Below are 14483 nucleotides of genomic sequence, written 5' to 3'. Positions count from 1 at the left end.
GCAATAGTACCAAGCCCTCTAGCCTGCTTATAGCAGATATGGACAAACGCACGCCCACGGTTTATGCGGAAGCCTTCTACGCTATGCCAAAGTAACGGACAGGTCTATGACGAGGACGACGGCGTTGTTGCCTACAAGCATAGTGCCCAGAGAACTGGCGGGTCATTGTAAAAAACGGAGATGATGCTGTCTGGCGGCACGGTGCCCTATGTGAGGTGGTGCCGCTGGATGCGCCAAATATCCGCCTGGAATATTTTAACGGAACATGGCCTGGGCGTTATCAGATATTGGGCGCAGGGTGGCTGAACCTATGGGCGGTATAGATGCCACAGCCGGCGGGGAGCTGTTTTGAAGTGGGAGTGGGGGGCTTACGGTGGGCTGTATCGTGCAGTATGCCGGGGTCGGTGAGCGAGGTACAGGTCGTGGCACTGGAGCAGCAGATGCGGTCGCCTCGGGAAACGAGCCATACATCCGGCTCTGGCAACAGGCTGAGAGTTATGGGCAGCCGTTCAGTAAAAGAAAACAGGTGCAGAGTAGTATAGCCTGCCGCTCAGGGTGCTTATGGATAAGAAGTAATACCCGCTTGAAAGGTTGGGGAGTGCAAAGTGTAGCGTGTGGGCAGGGGTGAATAGTTCCTCTAGTACGATGCCCCCCTGTGAGTTGGCCAGCATTATTGTCAAAGGTTCCGCTGTTGGATCGATGCAAAACAGGTCCAATTGTTTTTGGGCAGGGTTGGCAACCCTAAATAGAGGTATTCCATTGGGATAAGGCATGAATAGGGTTAAAGATTGACTGTAAGTGTATTGGCCATCATAGTCGACTTGCTTCAGGCGGTAGTGCCAACGCCCAGGCCCGGGCAGATCTGTCCATTCGTAGTACTGCATTTCCTGGGTAGTACCTTTGCCTGTAACCTGCCCCAAGGCTTCCCAATAGCGCCCTTCTGGGCTGCGTTCAATTACGAAGTGGCAGTTGTTAAGCTCTTGGGCAGTGGACCAGGACAGCAGCGCTTGATGGTTGTTTTCCCTCAGGGTGAAATGGTGCCAGAGGACCGGCAAGGGGGCGCTTGCCGTTGTAAAGGACAGGTTGTCGAGCCGAGATGGGTCATCCGCATCGTGAAAGTACCGCATGCCATTGATTAAAGTAGGGTTGGCCGAACCGGCCGCGTTAGTGTCTAAACCAAGGTTGACATCTTGCAGGCTGCCTGGGGAAAAGGCCGTACCGCTATCTGTCAGGTTTTGGATGGTAACGGAGACCGCCCCCGCCCCATCATTGGCACCCAGGTCTATGCTCAGTGATACATGTAACCACTTTTGGTTGTTATCAGTAGCGAAGGTATAGGTAGCCCTATCTGAATGCCCTGGCCCTTTGATGGCCATTTTGCCATCAGACCGCCTGTACAGCAGCCCTATAGTAACCTCACTGTCTTGGATGTGCCCGTCATCATTAACATCATACCCTAAGGTAAAGGAAGCGTCCCAGTAATTGATTTCGAGGTCATATTCAATGGTGATGACGCTCCCCTCAGAAAAAAAAGGTAGGCTCCAGTTGCCATCATTAATGCGGCTGAGGTATAGGAGTCGACTACCACCGCCTGCATCCGCTTGTAATACGCGCGAGCCGGTATAAAGCCCCTCAGAGGAGACGTCTGCAACTACAGCCCCGTTGATGCTTGCCCCTCCAGTGGCTAGTACCTGCCAGTTGTCTTGCCCATTCAGGCTGCCCAAGGCCAGGCTTTCAAAGTCATAGGTTACTGTAGAGGCTTGGGCGGGTGAGGACAGAGCGGATAGACAGCAAAGAATGAAAAAGATCATAGCTAAAAGCGTTCAAAAAAGTTAGTAAGGTGCAAACAGCCAGCTGCTGTTCAATAAGCTGTTTTAGTTTTCTGAAGGGAAGCGCCCCCATATCATAAGAGACGGTGTGAGGCTCAGTTGAAGGCGATCACCTCCAATCTTGAGGGGCAGGTGCAAAATGGAGATTGACTTTAAAATCACTATTATTTTACTGCATCTTCCGATGAGAATTAAACCATAATGCTTGTTGTAAATATTTGATAATAAATGAGTTGTGTTTATAGGGGGCAAAGGTTTTCTTGTTTCTGGGTTTTAGGGTATATTGCTGAGGATAAATATGCACAGCGGTACAACACACATCTTATGCTGTTCCCAGTTCTTTTTGTAAAGAGCTTAAATTAACGGACGAGCCGATGAGGACTGTTGTTGCATTTTTTTTAATCTGCATAGCCCCATATTCCGCCCACGCAAATTGCCAGGCAGCAATCAAAAAGATACCCGTAGGTTGGGAAGCAGGCCGGTTGATTTCACATATTGTTGAGGTGGATGCCAAGGGGGAAGAGGATGTCGATTGCTTACTGAGCTACTACCATCAATTGTTTGTGAAGCCTGCCCCTCTTTCTTTGGAGGCGCAGTACTACTATAACCATATTGCTAACCGATCCACGCGGAGCGGGGCATATGATACGGCTATGCACTACGCTCAGTTGGCACTCCGCTGCGATTCACTACTGGCAGACTCCTTTTATCTGTCAGCAGACCTTGGCCTGTTGGCCAACATACATCTCTCGCAGGGAGAATTTGAAACGGCCATCGATTATTATCAGCGATCGCTGCGGGTGTTAGACAAGGAAAAGCATCCTGCTAATGCCTTGTCCATGTTTGCTAACCTTGGCATTGCATACTCTAGGACAGCGTTTTACGAAACAGCGTTACAATATTTCCAAAAGGCGATGCAATATGGAGAAAAAGTAAATACTCCTTATGCCCGTAGGAGCAGGACTGTCACCCGTCTGAACGTAGGGATTGTTAATAAGCATCAAGGGGAGCTCAAGGCTGCTATTGAAGTATTTTCTTCGCTTATCGATACAGCCCGCCAATACGAGTACCCTTATTTGAGCTACCTTGCTCATTTGAATATTGCCAAGGTTTACCGTTCAATAGAGCGCACAGAGCTTGCTCAAAGTCATTTGGACACCGCACTCTTTTGGGTAGGACAGAAAGGGCTTGCTCCGGGGCCTACGCTGATCGAGAGCCTTTTTTTGGCCTATGAAGCCAAAGAATGGGAGCGGCTTAACGCCTTATTGGAAAAATATGGAGCCCAGTATACTTTAGAAGAACGAGCTTGCGACCCGGGTTGGGCAATTTGGAAAAGCCGCATTTTGAGCCATACCGAAAATAAGTATCAGAAGGCTTTGGAGCTGCTAAACAATGCTATAGCCTGCAATGAACGCTACTCTGATGAGGGGAGTGAATTGTACGAAGTACGCAGTGAAGTATATCAATTGGCAGGGGAATTTAGGCAGGCGCTGGAGGATTTTACCCAGGCTGCAGCCATTCGCGACAGCCTCACCCGGCGCAGCAACCTCCGTATACTTGCTGACATGACAACTAGTCAACGTGTTAAGGAATACCAGGATCAGCTGCTGAAAAAAGAGGCAGAACAAAGGTGGCTGAAAAAGCAACAAGCTTATATGCGTTTTTTGACTTCGTGCCTTGCCGTGATACTGATATTGCTCTCTGTGCTATTTTATTTCTTCCGGCAGAGGATGCAGCTGAGAAAACAGATGCTCGAGGACCGGCAGCAGCAACTTGAAGACCAAAACCAAGCCAAAAGCGCAGAGCTAAGCCTACAAAAAAAACGGCTACTGGCACAGTCGGTCCAAGCCAACCGGCTAAAGGCAAGGGTGCTCGAAGCGTGCGAGAAGTACCGGCGCAATCCGGATATGCTCAAGCGGCGCGTAGAAATGGCTTTTAATGCTACTCCTCGATGGGAAAACTTTTTACTCGAATTTAATGACAACTTTCCAGGCTTTATCGCACAACTTCAAAGTGCCTACCCCAATATATCTCAAAGGCAGTTTCAATATCTTGTTCTGATTGCATTAGGCTTTACCAATCAGGAGATTGGTGAGGTCCTTTACGTGACGCAAGGAGCTGTGGAAAAAGCGAAAGCCCGGATTGCAGAAACGCTCCAACTAGACAATACCCGACAGCTCTCCAGCTTTTTGACAAAATGGCTTTACAAGGCACCTTAGTGCCAGATTACCACTCCCCGCCGGCACCGCCACCTCCGGTCAGCCCGCCACCGAAACCGCCGAAACCGCCGCCGCCGAAACCGCCCCAGCCATCGCTGCTGCCGCCGCCGCCCGGCCAGCCGCCACCGCCGCCACGGTAGCCACCGCCCATGGGGAAGGGGAAGAAGAACCAGCCGCCACCGCGCCGGCCTCTGCGCCGCCTGCGGTCCATATCATAGCGGCCGCCACGGTAGTAGCCGCCGTCGTCATCGTCGTCGTCTCCACCGCCGCCCCGCCTGCTTAGGAAGATGATGATGAGCACTACCAGGATGATGATGAGCAGGGTAGGTATCCCCCCTTTGGCTTTTTTTTGCTGCCCGCGCTGTGGGGTATCGTTGATGTACTCCCCTTCGCCCAGCTCCATGATGGCGCTAGTGGCCCGGTCTAGCCCACGGAAATAACGGCCTTCCCGGAAATTGGGGGTGATGATCTGATCGATGATCCTTTTGGACAGGGCATCAGGGAGGAAGCCTTCTGCCCCATAGCCCGTGACGATACGCACTTTCCGGTCCGCTTTGGCAACGTAGAGCAGTACGCCATTGCTGTTTTCCCGGCTGCCGCCTATACCCCATTTTTCGAAATAGGCCAGCCCCCGGCTAAAGGGGTCCGCTCCGTTCAGTGCCGTTTCGGTAACGACTACGATCTGAGTGGATGTCCGGCGGGCGTACTGGCTCAGTTTGCCCCCGAGCTGCTCCACTTCCTGCCGGCTGAGCAGGCCGGCATAGTCATTGACTAAGAAGCCCGTGGGCTCAGGCACTGCTTCTTGTGCCAGAGCGGGGGCTGTAGCAAGCAAGAGGGCCGAGAATAAAAAATAGACAGCGCGTTTAGCTGTAGGAAATGTCATCGGGCAGTTCGTTTTCATCATCAGATTGGTAGGGGAAATAGGCTTGCAGCTTCTCGCCTGCTTTGAGGATTGCGGCACATACCCCTCCGGCAAAATCGCCGGTTTTGAAATGCTGCAGCATCAGGTCGCGCTCCTCGTCCCAGAAGCCCTCAGGCACTTTTTCGTTGATGCCCTTATCGCCAATGATGGCGAATTTGCGCTGTTGGGGGGCAATGAAAATCAACACCCCATTGCGGGCTTCTGTCTCGTGCATGCGCAGCCTTTGGAAGGTGCGGGCTGCTACCTCAAGTACATCGCCCTTGAGCTCGTCTTCTAGGTGCACGCGTATCTCACCTGAGGTATTGCGCTCCGCTTCTCGTATGCTGGCAATGATGCGCCCTTCTTCTTCCGGGCTGAAAAACTGGACCATGTCCAAACCTTAATTTAGATGGGTGCCCGGGCAGCGAGCGTAGGGCTGCCCGGGCAGGAATGCCCTGGGCAGGGCAAGGGTTAAAACTCGACTTTCGGGGCGTTCTGTGCGCCGGCTTCTGCCTCAAACTGTGCGCGCTGATCGAAGCCGAACAGGCCAGCGAAGAGGCTGCCCGGGAAACGGCGTACTTTTTTGTTGTACTGGGTCACAACATCGTTGTAGCGGTCCCGCTCCACCTTGATGCGGTTTTCGGTCCCTTCGAGCTGCACCTGGAGCTCCCGGAAATTTTGGCTGGCCTGCAGCTGCGGATACTGTTCTGAAACCATGAGGAGGCGCCCAAGGCTCTGGGACAACTGCCCCTGTGCCGCTTGGAACTCCTTCATTTTTTCAGGGGTCAGGTTGGAGGGGTCGATATTGATGCTCGTGGCTTTAGACCGCGCTTCAGTAACGGCGGTCAGCGTTTCTTTTTCAAAATCGGCTACGCCTTTGACGGTCGCCACCAGGTTGGGGATGAGGTCGGCCCGGCGTTGGTAGGCGCTCTGCACCTTGCTCCAGGCGTTTTCAGTATTCTCATCCATATCCACAAAGCTGTTGTAGCTGTTGCAGCCGCCAACGAATAGCATCAGGCCTAAGCCGATAAGCACAATAGGGAGAACAAATGATCTCATTTTCAGTAATGGTTATTTTGGTGAAAGGATCGGCATTTTGCCGCTTCAATACAAAGGTAATCGGTTGAATGGACAAAATCCTAGACGAAGCTCCGTCTACTGCCCGATGTAATCTTGAACAACTTAGGACGGGTTAAGGCCGCAATCGAGCACATATAACGCGCCTCAGGAGGCAGAAGGCTTTTGGAAAGCGGCCAGCAGGGCCTCCGCTGCTTGAAAGGAAGATTGCTTTCCTTCCTTGACGGCTTCCTCTAGAGGGCTGAGCAGTTTTTTTACTTCCGGGTGGGCGTAGAAAAGCGCTTGCAGTGCGTGGTTGATGGCCTCGCGCAGCCAGTATTGGGCTTGTTGTTGGCGGTTGCGCTCAAAGGCCCCACTCTGCCGGGTATGTTCTACAAAGCGGGAGATGGCCTGCCAAGCTTCCCTAACCCCCGTGCCATCAATGGCAGAACAGATTTCTACCCTTGGTACCCATCCATTTTCCTTGGGCGGGAAGAGGTGGAGGGCGTTGCGGTATTCTTGCTTAGCGCGTTTGGCCAGCGGAAGCCTTTCGCCATCTGCTTTGTTGACGACGACGAGGTCTGCCATCTCAACGATGCCCCGCTTGATGCCCTGCAGCTCGTCTCCTGCGCCCGGCAGCAGTAGCAGTAAGAAAAAGTCGGTCATGGAGTGGACGGCGATCTCTGATTGCCCCACCCCTACAGTCTCTACCAGTATGGTATCGTAGCCGGCTGCTTCGCACAGCAGGATGGCTTCCCGTGTTTTGCGGGCTACGCCGCCCAGGGACTGGCCTGCCGGCGAAGGGCGTATAAAGGCTTCCTCCTTACGGGACAATTCCTCCATGCGGGTTTTATCCCCTAAAATGCTGCCATGGCTGACCTGGCTGCTAGGGTCTACAGCCAGCACAGCTAGCCGTTTGCCTTGCCCAATGAGGTATTGCCCAAGGGCTTCGATGAAAGTGCTTTTGCCCACCCCGGGGGTGCCGGTAATGCCAATGCGTACGCTCTGGCCGCTATGCGGCAGGCAGGCATCGAGGATCTGCTGGCCTAATTCCTGGTGTGCTGGCCGGGTGCTTTCCAGCAAGGTGATGGCCCGGGATAGGGCGACCCGGCTTCCGGAGCGGATCCCTGTAACGTAGTCTTCCAAAGCCCAGGCGGCCCGATGCCGTTTTTTTAGGTTGGGGTTGAGGCTGCCGGGCTGGGCGACGCCTTTGGTCGTCTTGGGCTGGGTAGGGCGGTCAGGAGTGGGCATGAGGAAGTGGATTTACGACTGGTAAGAAGGTTTTAACACCTTTTTTAAACGGTACAAGAAGTGTTAAATTTATTTTTAAGGGTATTTTCAAATGTGTTTTTCATTGTTTGTTAGGTTTTTGTGAAAAAATAAAACGTTAAGGCTGGCAGTTGCTGCTGGTACGGTGTTAAACCTAGGTATACGAAACATAAGGGCTTGTGCAGGCCCTAAAGAATGTGCTTTTTTACATCAGCCCAATGGAAGAAAATGCACTGGGCCTGCTCATAGAAACGGCAAACCAACACCGTTGCCGCCTTTCCCGAGGAGCACCTAAAACCCAAAATTTCCTGTTTTCAAGCTTTTTTCAAGGCTTGCCTGCCCCGGCCAGCTACGTGATTATTCCTTCACCGGGTAGTTGCCGCTGACTCTCTTTACAGCCGGGGCGGCAGGTTCTTTTGCTCGGGCGCCAGCCCGACTACTGTTCTTACTGAGGCTTGCCCCCGCCTTAACGGTATGGGGCCTGCCCCTGCCCAAAGGCAGGTGCCGCTATGCTGCGGGGCTCGCTGTCCGCTCGGCCCTAACGGGCTTCCCACCCCTTCGCAGCGCTAGTCCGCTGCCATCATGAAGCTAGACCCTGCGGCATCTTGGGCCATACCTTTTTACTTCCCTTTAAAAGAGGGCTTGCGTTTTTCGAGGAATGCATTGACCCCCTCTGCATAATCTTCCGTTTGCCCGGCTGCGGACTGCAGTTGGTCCTCTATATCCAGCTGCCGGTCAAGATCGTTGGACAGAGCGTAGTTCAGGGCGCGCTTGGTCAGCCCCAGGCCAGTAGTGGGCATTTGCGCCAGTTGTTCAGCAAGTGCATAGCTGGCCTGCTCAAACTCGTCATCTGGAAAAAAGTTGTAGATCATCCCGAGCCGCTCAGCCTCTACGGCCGGCACTTTATCGCCCAGCATCATAAGGGCAGACGCTTTTTGGAAACCGATCAGGCGGGGAAGGGTGAAGGTGCCCCCACTGTCGGGGATGAGGCCTATTTTGCTGAAAGCCTGGATGAAAGAAGCAGATTCGGTGGCGACTACTACATCACAAGCTAAGGCGATATTGGCCCCTGCCCCTGCTGCTACCCCGTTCACAGCGGCTACGATGGGCTTTTCTATGGCCCGGAGCCGCGTAACGATGGGGTTGTAATGCTCAGTGAGGATAGTGGTCAGCGCAGGGCCATCTTCTGCGACAATTTCCCCCAAGTCTTGCCCTGCTGAAAAAGCTTTGCCTGCCCCGGTCAGGTAAATGGCCCGGACTTCGTCATCTGCTTTGCAGTCATCGAGGGCAGCTTGCAAAGCCAGTGCCATCTCTCGGTTGAAGCTGTTGTATTTTTCCGGCCGGTTCAGGGTGATGCGGGCGATACCGGCCTGCTTTTCAAAAAGTAGGGTGCTCATTGGTTTTATTTTGCCCCCAAAATAATAAGTTGCTGGCAAATGGCTGAGCTCAGGCGGTTCGTACTTTTGCCGGGCCCTAATGGCACTTGAAATAATCGAAAGGCTCGCGGCAGTCGAGGCAGCGGTACATGGCTTTGCAGGCAGTAGACCCAAATTGGCTGACCAGCTCGGTATGTACGGACCCGCACTGCGGGCAGGCCACTTCCGGCTGCTCCGCGAAGAGCGCGCCCTTATCTGCTGTTCCGTTCACAGGAGGGGCGATGCCGTACGCCAAAAGCTTCTGCCGGCCGCGCTCGGTCATCCAGTCGGTGGTCCAGGCAGGTTGCAGCACAGTCGTCACTTTTACGGGGGCCACCCCGTGCTCCTCCAAGACCGCCCTGATGTTCACTTCGATCGTGTTCATAGCTGGGCAGCCAGAATAAGTAGGAGTGATGACGATTTCGGTCAGCCCATCGTCGTGCAGCTTCACGTCGCGCACAATGCCAAGGTCAGTTACCGTGAGCACAGGTATTTCGGGGTCGCTTACCGCTTCGAGCACGGCCCAAATAGCAGCAGTAGTTAGGGTTGGCATACCTTTTTCTTTATCAAACAAACATTTGTTCGTATGGTTGGCGGTGCTGCTGTTTTAGCGGCTGCCCATGGGGTTTACTTTTCTTTCAGCCTGTAGTTGAAGGTCAGCACCACACTGCGGGTCTGCCGCCATTGGAATACCGACTCGGCCTGGTAGTCAGGGAGGTCAACGATAACGCGCCGTTTGCGGGTGTTGAAGAGGTCGCGCCCAGTGAGGGTGAAGGTGCCCCGGCCTTCGAAAGTATCAAAGGAAAGGGCGAGGTCGAGCATATAGATAGACAGGCGCCGGCCTTGGGGCGTATTCCTGGGCGCCCGGTAATCGAAGGAGGCCTGAGCTTTCCAAGCCTCTCCAATTTTGACTTTTGAAGCAATCTGGCCGTCCCAGCTGAAAATGTCAGCGCTGTAGTCCTGTCCCTCGAAGCTGCCGTTCACGAGGGCCCGGTAGAAATTGAGATCGGAAGTGATGTCCCATTGTTCTGTGAAGTTGTAGGAGAAGTTGAGCTCCACGCCATAGGCATCCCTTTCAGCCAGGTTGACGGGGTAGATGATAGTGGTACCGTCTTCTGCGGGGAGGGTAAGGCGCTCGATGACGCCTGTAGTCCTTCGGTAGTAGATACCAGAGAGAAAAGACCCTTTGTCCATATATTTCAGGAAGCCGGCCTCAAATGCATGGGTGAACTCTGGCCTTAGGTTAGGGTTGCCGATGTTGTTGTTCCTGGGGTCGTTGTAGTTGGAAAAGGGCAATAGCCTGCGGAAGTAGGGGCGGCTCAGGCGGCGGCTGTAGCTGAGCTGCACTTGGTCTTTGCCAGAGATTTTATAGGAAAGGGAGGCACTGGGGAACAGGCTGAGGTAGTCTTGGTCGTTGGAAACGCCGGATCGGAGCAGTGCGGCGGTAATATCGGAGAGCTCGGCGCGCAGCCCGGCCTGCAGCCCAAAAGCGCCAAACTCGTGCCCGCCGATGAGATAAGCTGCGTAGATGTTCTCGGTATACTCCAAGGCGTCATTGAACTCCGGCAGGGGTTCAAAAGCGCCTGCGGCCTCTTCTTCCACAAGGAAGTCGTTGTTGACGGTGCGCAAGGCAGCTCTTAGGCCGGCCTCTACTTTTGAGCTTTCGCCTAAAGGGCGTATATAGTCGGTCTGCAGAAGGATGTTGGCCTCATCTTCGGTATTCCTGGAGCGCTGAATCAGCGGGGCGCTCTGATCACTGCTGCTTTGCCGGTAGCCGGCCAGCTCGGTATCATCATCGAGGATGTACTTGAAGTCTATGGTCCAAGAGTGCCCTTCATCCCCCCCGAACACCTTATTGAAGTTGAGGGCAGTCTCGAAGTTATGGTCGCGCTCCTCCTCTTCGGTCTCCCGCCGGGTGGTGAGGATAGGGTTTAGGCTGGCATCGAGGTCTTGGTATACGATACTGGCATCGGTGACGTCTTCGCCAGTGCGGTAGAGCACCGAGCCGGTCAACGTGGCTCCGGGGGAAAGGTACCAGTCAGATCCAAGCTGCAGGTAGCCGCCAAGCCCGCCCCGCAGGCGTTCTGTCTCACTGTTGAACGCACTGCTGAGCAGGCCGCCGTCAAAGAAGCGCTGCTCTGAGGTGCCGCCGCCGGGCGATTTGCGGTAGTCTATGCCAAAGTTGGAAAAAAAGTTGAGGTCTTCCTGCCGGTAGTTGAGGCTGTAGGAGCCGCCAAAGTTTTGGGGGTAGCCTGCGGTGAGCCCGAAAGAGCCATTTACGCCTTTCTCTTTATTTTTTTTCAGGATGATGTTGATGATGCCGGCCTCCCCTTCTGCTTCGTAACGGGCAGAAGGGTTGGTGATGACTTCCACCCGCTCGATGATATCCCCCTGCATCCGCATCAGGGCTTCCGTCTCGCCGGCGCTCATCAGCCCTGAGGGTTTGCCATTGACGAGGATGCGGACGCTTTGGCTGCCTCTAAGGCTGATATTCCCTTCAGGGTCGACATTGACAGCGGGCACTTTGTCCAGGATATCAGCGGCGCTGTTGCCCGCATTGGTCAGATCTTTGCCAACGTTAAAGACCCGCCGGTCTAGTTTGAGCTCCATCTGACTGCGCTCGGCAGCTACTTCTATTTCCTGAAGGGCAATGGCATCGGGCCGCATGCCTATAACCCCAAGCGCTGCCGGCCCATCGATGGTTATCCCTTCCAAGGTTTTGTCTGCGTAGCCAACGTACTGGAAAACAGCGTAGTACTGGCCTTTGGGCAAAGAGAGCTCAAAGCGGCCGTCGTCTTGTGTGAGGCTGCTGCCTGCTGTTGTGCTGTCAGGGAGTTGGAAGAATACGGCTGTAGCGTACGGCAGAGGGGTTTGCGTTTCTTGGTCTGCTAATAGGCCTGATACCGGATGGCTTTGAGCAACAATTGAGGAGGTGCCCCAAAGCAGGGCAAATGCGAAAAGCAAGGTGTGGCAGTAGTCGTTATTCATAGTTTCATCACTGGTTTTCAGTGGTGTAACAGTGATTTGCCAGAAACGATTACTTAAACCGGTGGTTTTCTGAAGATTCTGCCTGGCCCGTTGTGGATCGTTAACGGGTAGGCGGTTTGTGGCAGGGCATGGGCGAAAGCAGGGGGCACTGGCCTAAATGGCATAGGCTTTTTTGAGATTGCCGGCTTTTGCGGGGGCACTGGACAAGCGATGCGAAGGGGTGGGAAGCCCGTTAGGGCCGAGCGGACAGCGAGCCCCGTAGCGTAGCGGCCCGAAGCCTCAGGCGAGGGTGGCCCCAAGCTTGACGGCAGGTGCAGGCCCCAAACAGGAGAGCTGCTTGTGCGTGCCAGAGCGCCGGTGTGTGCTATAGGGTTTTGGTCAGATTGAGCGTTTTTATGGCATTCAGGAAGCTGCGGGCAAATGCAGGCATGTTGGTATAGTCTAGGGTTTGGGTGGGGAAGGAGAGCTGGGGGAAGAACGGTTTGTTCCCCTCCACTATGCGGAGTATAGCGCGGCGTATATTGCGTTTTTGGAGTTGCCCATTGTGGCCGGTGAACTCGTTTTGAAAGCCCAGGCTTTGAAAATAGGGCTCCTCAGCGATTTGGTAGTAAAGGTGGAATAGGTCGCGGTCGGGCTTGGGCACGGCATAGTTGAAAAGGCAGAAACCGACGATATAGCCGGGGATAGCAAGCGCCATTTGCTGGTGCCCATGCTCGAGGTACCAGTCCATGTGGTAGAGCTCGCCTTCAATGATTGCCGCTACCCGGTCGTGGTTGACGGTATGGGTGATGCCGAAAGTGCTTTTGCCGCGGTACATCTCGCGGAAATAATCAGAAGGGGGGCGCTCGAGCAGGCCGTGCAGCCCTTTGCAGAGCGCTTCGTTTTTGGCAGCAGTGGTCTTTCCGTTATTGGCGTAGTACTTCCGCTGCAATTTTTCCAGGGTCTCCATCATAAAGCCCTCCGGCTTGATGAGGTAGTCGAGCCGGAAGATGAGGTCGAGCAGTAGATAGCCGTAGCTGCTGGCGTAACGGTTGCGGTCGAGGCTGCCGTTTTCCGCTTCGTTGAGCGTGGCTTGCAGTTTTTGTTTGATGAACTCGTACTTCGCCAGTTTTTCTGCTTCCGGCAGGGCTTCGAGGTGGGTGGTCTCTACAGGCTGCAGGCTTTGGAACTCTTCGAGGAGCAGGTCGTCCTGTTTATCAGCTTTAAGGGCGACTTCCCGGAGGGCGTAGTAGAGCTTGTAGGGCGAGCCGTCGAGGGTGTAGGTATCGAAAACGAGGACAATATTGCCGGAGGTGTCGAGGGTGAACCGGCCGTATTTGAGGTGGAAGTTGTGTTCGAGGAGCTGGCGCAGCAGCCCGATATTGAATGATTCTGCTTGCACCACCGGGGCTTCTACCCTTACTTTCTGTGGCGTAGCGAAGCCCGAGAGTTTTTTGGACCCTTGGTAGATTTCGAATTTCAGCCCCCCTTTGGCCCGCTCCCACTTCACGTTGTCTTCGTCTTCATCTCTGAGGTAGATTAGGAATTGCTCATAGGCTTGCAGGAAGTCATCATTTTCGAATAGGGCCTGGGCTTCATCCCAGGCTGCATAGCAGGCAGGGGCTTTGTAAGCGTCCGTGTACCTGCCGAACCGGATGGAAGGCTGTTGCTGATGCGAATTGTCCGCTCCGAATAACCACTTGAATAAAGCCATGTGATGAGATTTAGGCCTGTGGGCATGCTGTTCTGCAATGTCGACAACCTGCCTGCCAATAGCGCGAAAAATACTACATTTAGGGCGTAATGAAAAACAGGACTTTCCGCCCGGGGCTTGATGCTTATTTCCTGCCGGTGGAGCTGCCGGAAGAAATGCCGGCAATCCGCTACGGGCGGCCTGTGCTGGCTATGGGCTCCTGCTTTGCCAGTGAAATGGGGGAGCGGCTGCAACGGTATAAGTTCGAAGTCTGCCTCAATCCTATGGGGATCATGTACCATCCATTGGCGATAGCAAAGGCTTTCCGTTACTTTTCAAGCGTAGAGGAGCTGGAGGCGGGCTCTTTGTTCGAGAGCCAGGGCATTTGGCAGCACAACGATTTTCATGGCAGCCTGGGCCATTTCGACCGCACGGTTGCTTTGCAACAGATGCAGGGCGCCATCGAGCAGGGGCGAAGGGGGCTGGAAGCTTCGGAAGTGGTCTTGCTCACGCTGGGCACAGCATTTGTGTACGAAGACCTTGCCAGCCAGGCTGTTGTGGCCAATTGCCATAAGCGCCCCTCCGGCAGTTTCCGGAAATTTAGGCTGGGCCCAGATGATGTGGCCAGGGCCCTGCGGGAGGTTTATGAAGCCTGTGCTGGCCGGGAGCTGCTGCTGACGGTGAGCCCGGTACGGCATGCCCGGGACGGCCTTATTGAGAACCAACGTTCGAAAGCGGCTTTGCTCCTTGGGGCAGAGGCCGCAGCGGCCTGGCCCGGCGTATTCTATTTCCCCTCGTACGAGCTGCTGATAGACGAGCTGAGGGACTACCGCTTTTATGATTCAGACCGGGTGCACCCTACACCGGAAGCTGCTGATTATATTTGGGCGGCTTTGGTAGAGGCTGCCATGGACCGCCCGGCCCGTTTACAGATGGCAGCGGTGGGCAAGTTGTTGAAGCGGCTGCGCCACCGCCCTTTATTTCCCGGCAGCCCGGCTCACCGCGAATATCTTGAGCTGTGCCTAGAGAAAATCGCTGAGCTAAGGCAAGCCTTCCCTAGGCTGGATTTTTCGGCAGAGGCCGCAGAGGTAGAGCAGGCCCTCCGCCAATTTTTTTAACCGACCAAAAGATCAA

12 protein-coding genes are annotated in these 14483 nt (G+C 54.3%); 2 read left to right on the top strand and 10 right to left on the bottom strand.

Going from position 1 to position 14483, the window contains the following annotated elements:
* Positions 1-280 precede the first annotated feature (280 nt).
* The gene (locus FRY97_RS15065) at positions 281-484 is read right to left on the bottom strand and encodes a hypothetical protein (RefSeq protein WP_147168385.1); all 204 of its coding nucleotides are present in this window, start codon (positions 482-484) and stop codon (positions 281-283) included.
* Positions 485-509: 25 nt separating this feature from the next.
* Entirely contained in the window at positions 510-1811 is a 1302-nt protein-coding gene (locus tag FRY97_RS15060) for a hypothetical protein (RefSeq protein ID WP_147168384.1), read from the bottom strand.
* Positions 1812-2203: 392 nt separating this feature from the next.
* Here FRY97_RS15060 and FRY97_RS15055 point away from each other — a divergent pair, with 392 nt between their 5' ends.
* A complete protein-coding gene (locus FRY97_RS15055; RefSeq protein WP_147168383.1) occupies positions 2204-4048 on the top strand; it encodes a tetratricopeptide repeat protein in 1845 nt (614 codons plus the stop codon).
* 7 nt (positions 4049-4055) lie between these two features.
* On the opposite strand, the gene FRY97_RS15050 is transcribed toward FRY97_RS15055, so the two are convergent.
* The 8 genes from FRY97_RS15050 to FRY97_RS15015 all read right to left on the bottom strand — a co-directional run bounded on the left by FRY97_RS15050 (position 4056) and on the right by FRY97_RS15015 (position 13370).
* Positions 4056-4931 (bottom strand): TPM domain-containing protein, encoded by an 876-nt coding sequence (locus FRY97_RS15050; protein ID WP_170254672.1) that lies wholly within the window; start codon positions 4929-4931, stop codon positions 4056-4058.
* Positions 4912-5340, bottom strand: a complete 429-nt coding sequence (locus FRY97_RS15045) for a TPM domain-containing protein (RefSeq protein WP_147168381.1) — start codon at positions 5338-5340, stop codon at positions 4912-4914. The genes FRY97_RS15050 and FRY97_RS15045 overlap by 20 nt, the downstream gene beginning before the upstream one ends.
* 80 nt (positions 5341-5420) lie before the next feature.
* Positions 5421-6008: a LemA family protein gene (locus tag FRY97_RS15040; protein ID WP_147168380.1), complete on the bottom strand. Its 588-nt coding sequence runs from the start codon at positions 6006-6008 to the stop codon at positions 5421-5423.
* A gap of 165 nt (positions 6009-6173) precedes the next feature.
* On the bottom strand, positions 6174-7256 hold the full coding sequence (gene meaB, locus FRY97_RS15035; RefSeq protein WP_147168379.1) for a methylmalonyl Co-A mutase-associated GTPase MeaB: 1083 nt from the start codon (positions 7254-7256) through the stop codon (positions 6174-6176).
* 638 nt (positions 7257-7894) lie between these two features.
* Entirely contained in the window at positions 7895-8671 is a 777-nt protein-coding gene (locus FRY97_RS15030) for an enoyl-CoA hydratase-related protein (protein WP_147168378.1), read from the bottom strand.
* Positions 8672-8747: 76 nt separating this feature from the next.
* Positions 8748-9242 carry a 1,2-phenylacetyl-CoA epoxidase subunit PaaD gene (gene paaD, locus FRY97_RS15025; protein ID WP_147168377.1) on the bottom strand — a complete coding sequence of 165 codons (495 nt, stop codon included), beginning with the start codon at positions 9240-9242 and terminating at the stop codon, positions 8748-8750.
* A gap of 74 nt (positions 9243-9316) precedes the next feature.
* Positions 9317-11677: an outer membrane beta-barrel family protein gene (locus tag FRY97_RS15020; protein ID WP_147168376.1), complete on the bottom strand. Its 2361-nt coding sequence runs from the start codon at positions 11675-11677 to the stop codon at positions 9317-9319.
* Positions 11678-12041: 364 nt separating this feature from the next.
* Positions 12042-13370 (bottom strand): YbjN domain-containing protein, encoded by a 1329-nt coding sequence (locus FRY97_RS15015; protein WP_147168375.1) that lies wholly within the window; start codon positions 13368-13370, stop codon positions 12042-12044.
* Positions 13371-13459: 89 nt separating this feature from the next.
* Here FRY97_RS15015 and FRY97_RS15010 point away from each other — a divergent pair, with 89 nt between their 5' ends.
* A complete protein-coding gene (locus tag FRY97_RS15010; RefSeq protein ID WP_147168374.1) occupies positions 13460-14467 on the top strand; it encodes a GSCFA domain-containing protein in 1008 nt (335 codons plus the stop codon).
* Positions 14468-14483 lie beyond the last annotated feature (16 nt).

This window comes from Phaeodactylibacter luteus, from assembly GCF_007993045.1.
In the GTDB taxonomy this organism is placed as follows: domain Bacteria; phylum Bacteroidota; class Bacteroidia; order Chitinophagales; family Saprospiraceae; genus Phaeodactylibacter; species Phaeodactylibacter luteus.
Note: the sequence above shows the minus strand (reverse complement) of the source record. Positions and strands in the feature narration are given on the sequence as shown.

What these genes read in the sequence shown, in the direction of transcription:
- FRY97_RS15060 (WP_147168384.1), bottom strand. Translation starts at nt 1,811, where the DNA reads ATGATCTTTTTCATTCTTTGCTGTCTATCCGCTCTGTCCTCACCCGCC.
- meaB (WP_147168379.1), bottom strand. Translation starts at nt 7,256, where the DNA reads ATGCCCACTCCTGACCGCCCTACCCAGCCCAAGACGACCAAAGGCGTC.
- FRY97_RS15020 (WP_147168376.1), bottom strand. Translation starts at nt 11,677, where the DNA reads ATGAATAACGACTACTGCCACACCTTGCTTTTCGCATTTGCCCTGCTT.
- paaD (WP_147168377.1), bottom strand. Translation starts at nt 9,242, where the DNA reads ATGCCAACCCTAACTACTGCTGCTATTTGGGCCGTGCTCGAAGCGGTA.
- FRY97_RS15045 (WP_147168381.1), bottom strand. Translation starts at nt 5,340, where the DNA reads ATGGTCCAGTTTTTCAGCCCGGAAGAAGAAGGGCGCATCATTGCCAGC.
- FRY97_RS15010 (WP_147168374.1), top strand. Translation starts at nt 13,460, where the DNA reads ATGAAAAACAGGACTTTCCGCCCGGGGCTTGATGCTTATTTCCTGCCG.
- FRY97_RS15055 (WP_147168383.1), top strand. Translation starts at nt 2,204, where the DNA reads ATGAGGACTGTTGTTGCATTTTTTTTAATCTGCATAGCCCCATATTCC.
- FRY97_RS15050 (WP_170254672.1), bottom strand. Translation starts at nt 4,931, where the DNA reads ATGACATTTCCTACAGCTAAACGCGCTGTCTATTTTTTATTCTCGGCC.
- FRY97_RS15030 (WP_147168378.1), bottom strand. Translation starts at nt 8,671, where the DNA reads ATGAGCACCCTACTTTTTGAAAAGCAGGCCGGTATCGCCCGCATCACC.
- FRY97_RS15015 (WP_147168375.1), bottom strand. Translation starts at nt 13,370, where the DNA reads ATGGCTTTATTCAAGTGGTTATTCGGAGCGGACAATTCGCATCAGCAA.
- FRY97_RS15040 (WP_147168380.1), bottom strand. Translation starts at nt 6,008, where the DNA reads ATGAGATCATTTGTTCTCCCTATTGTGCTTATCGGCTTAGGCCTGATG.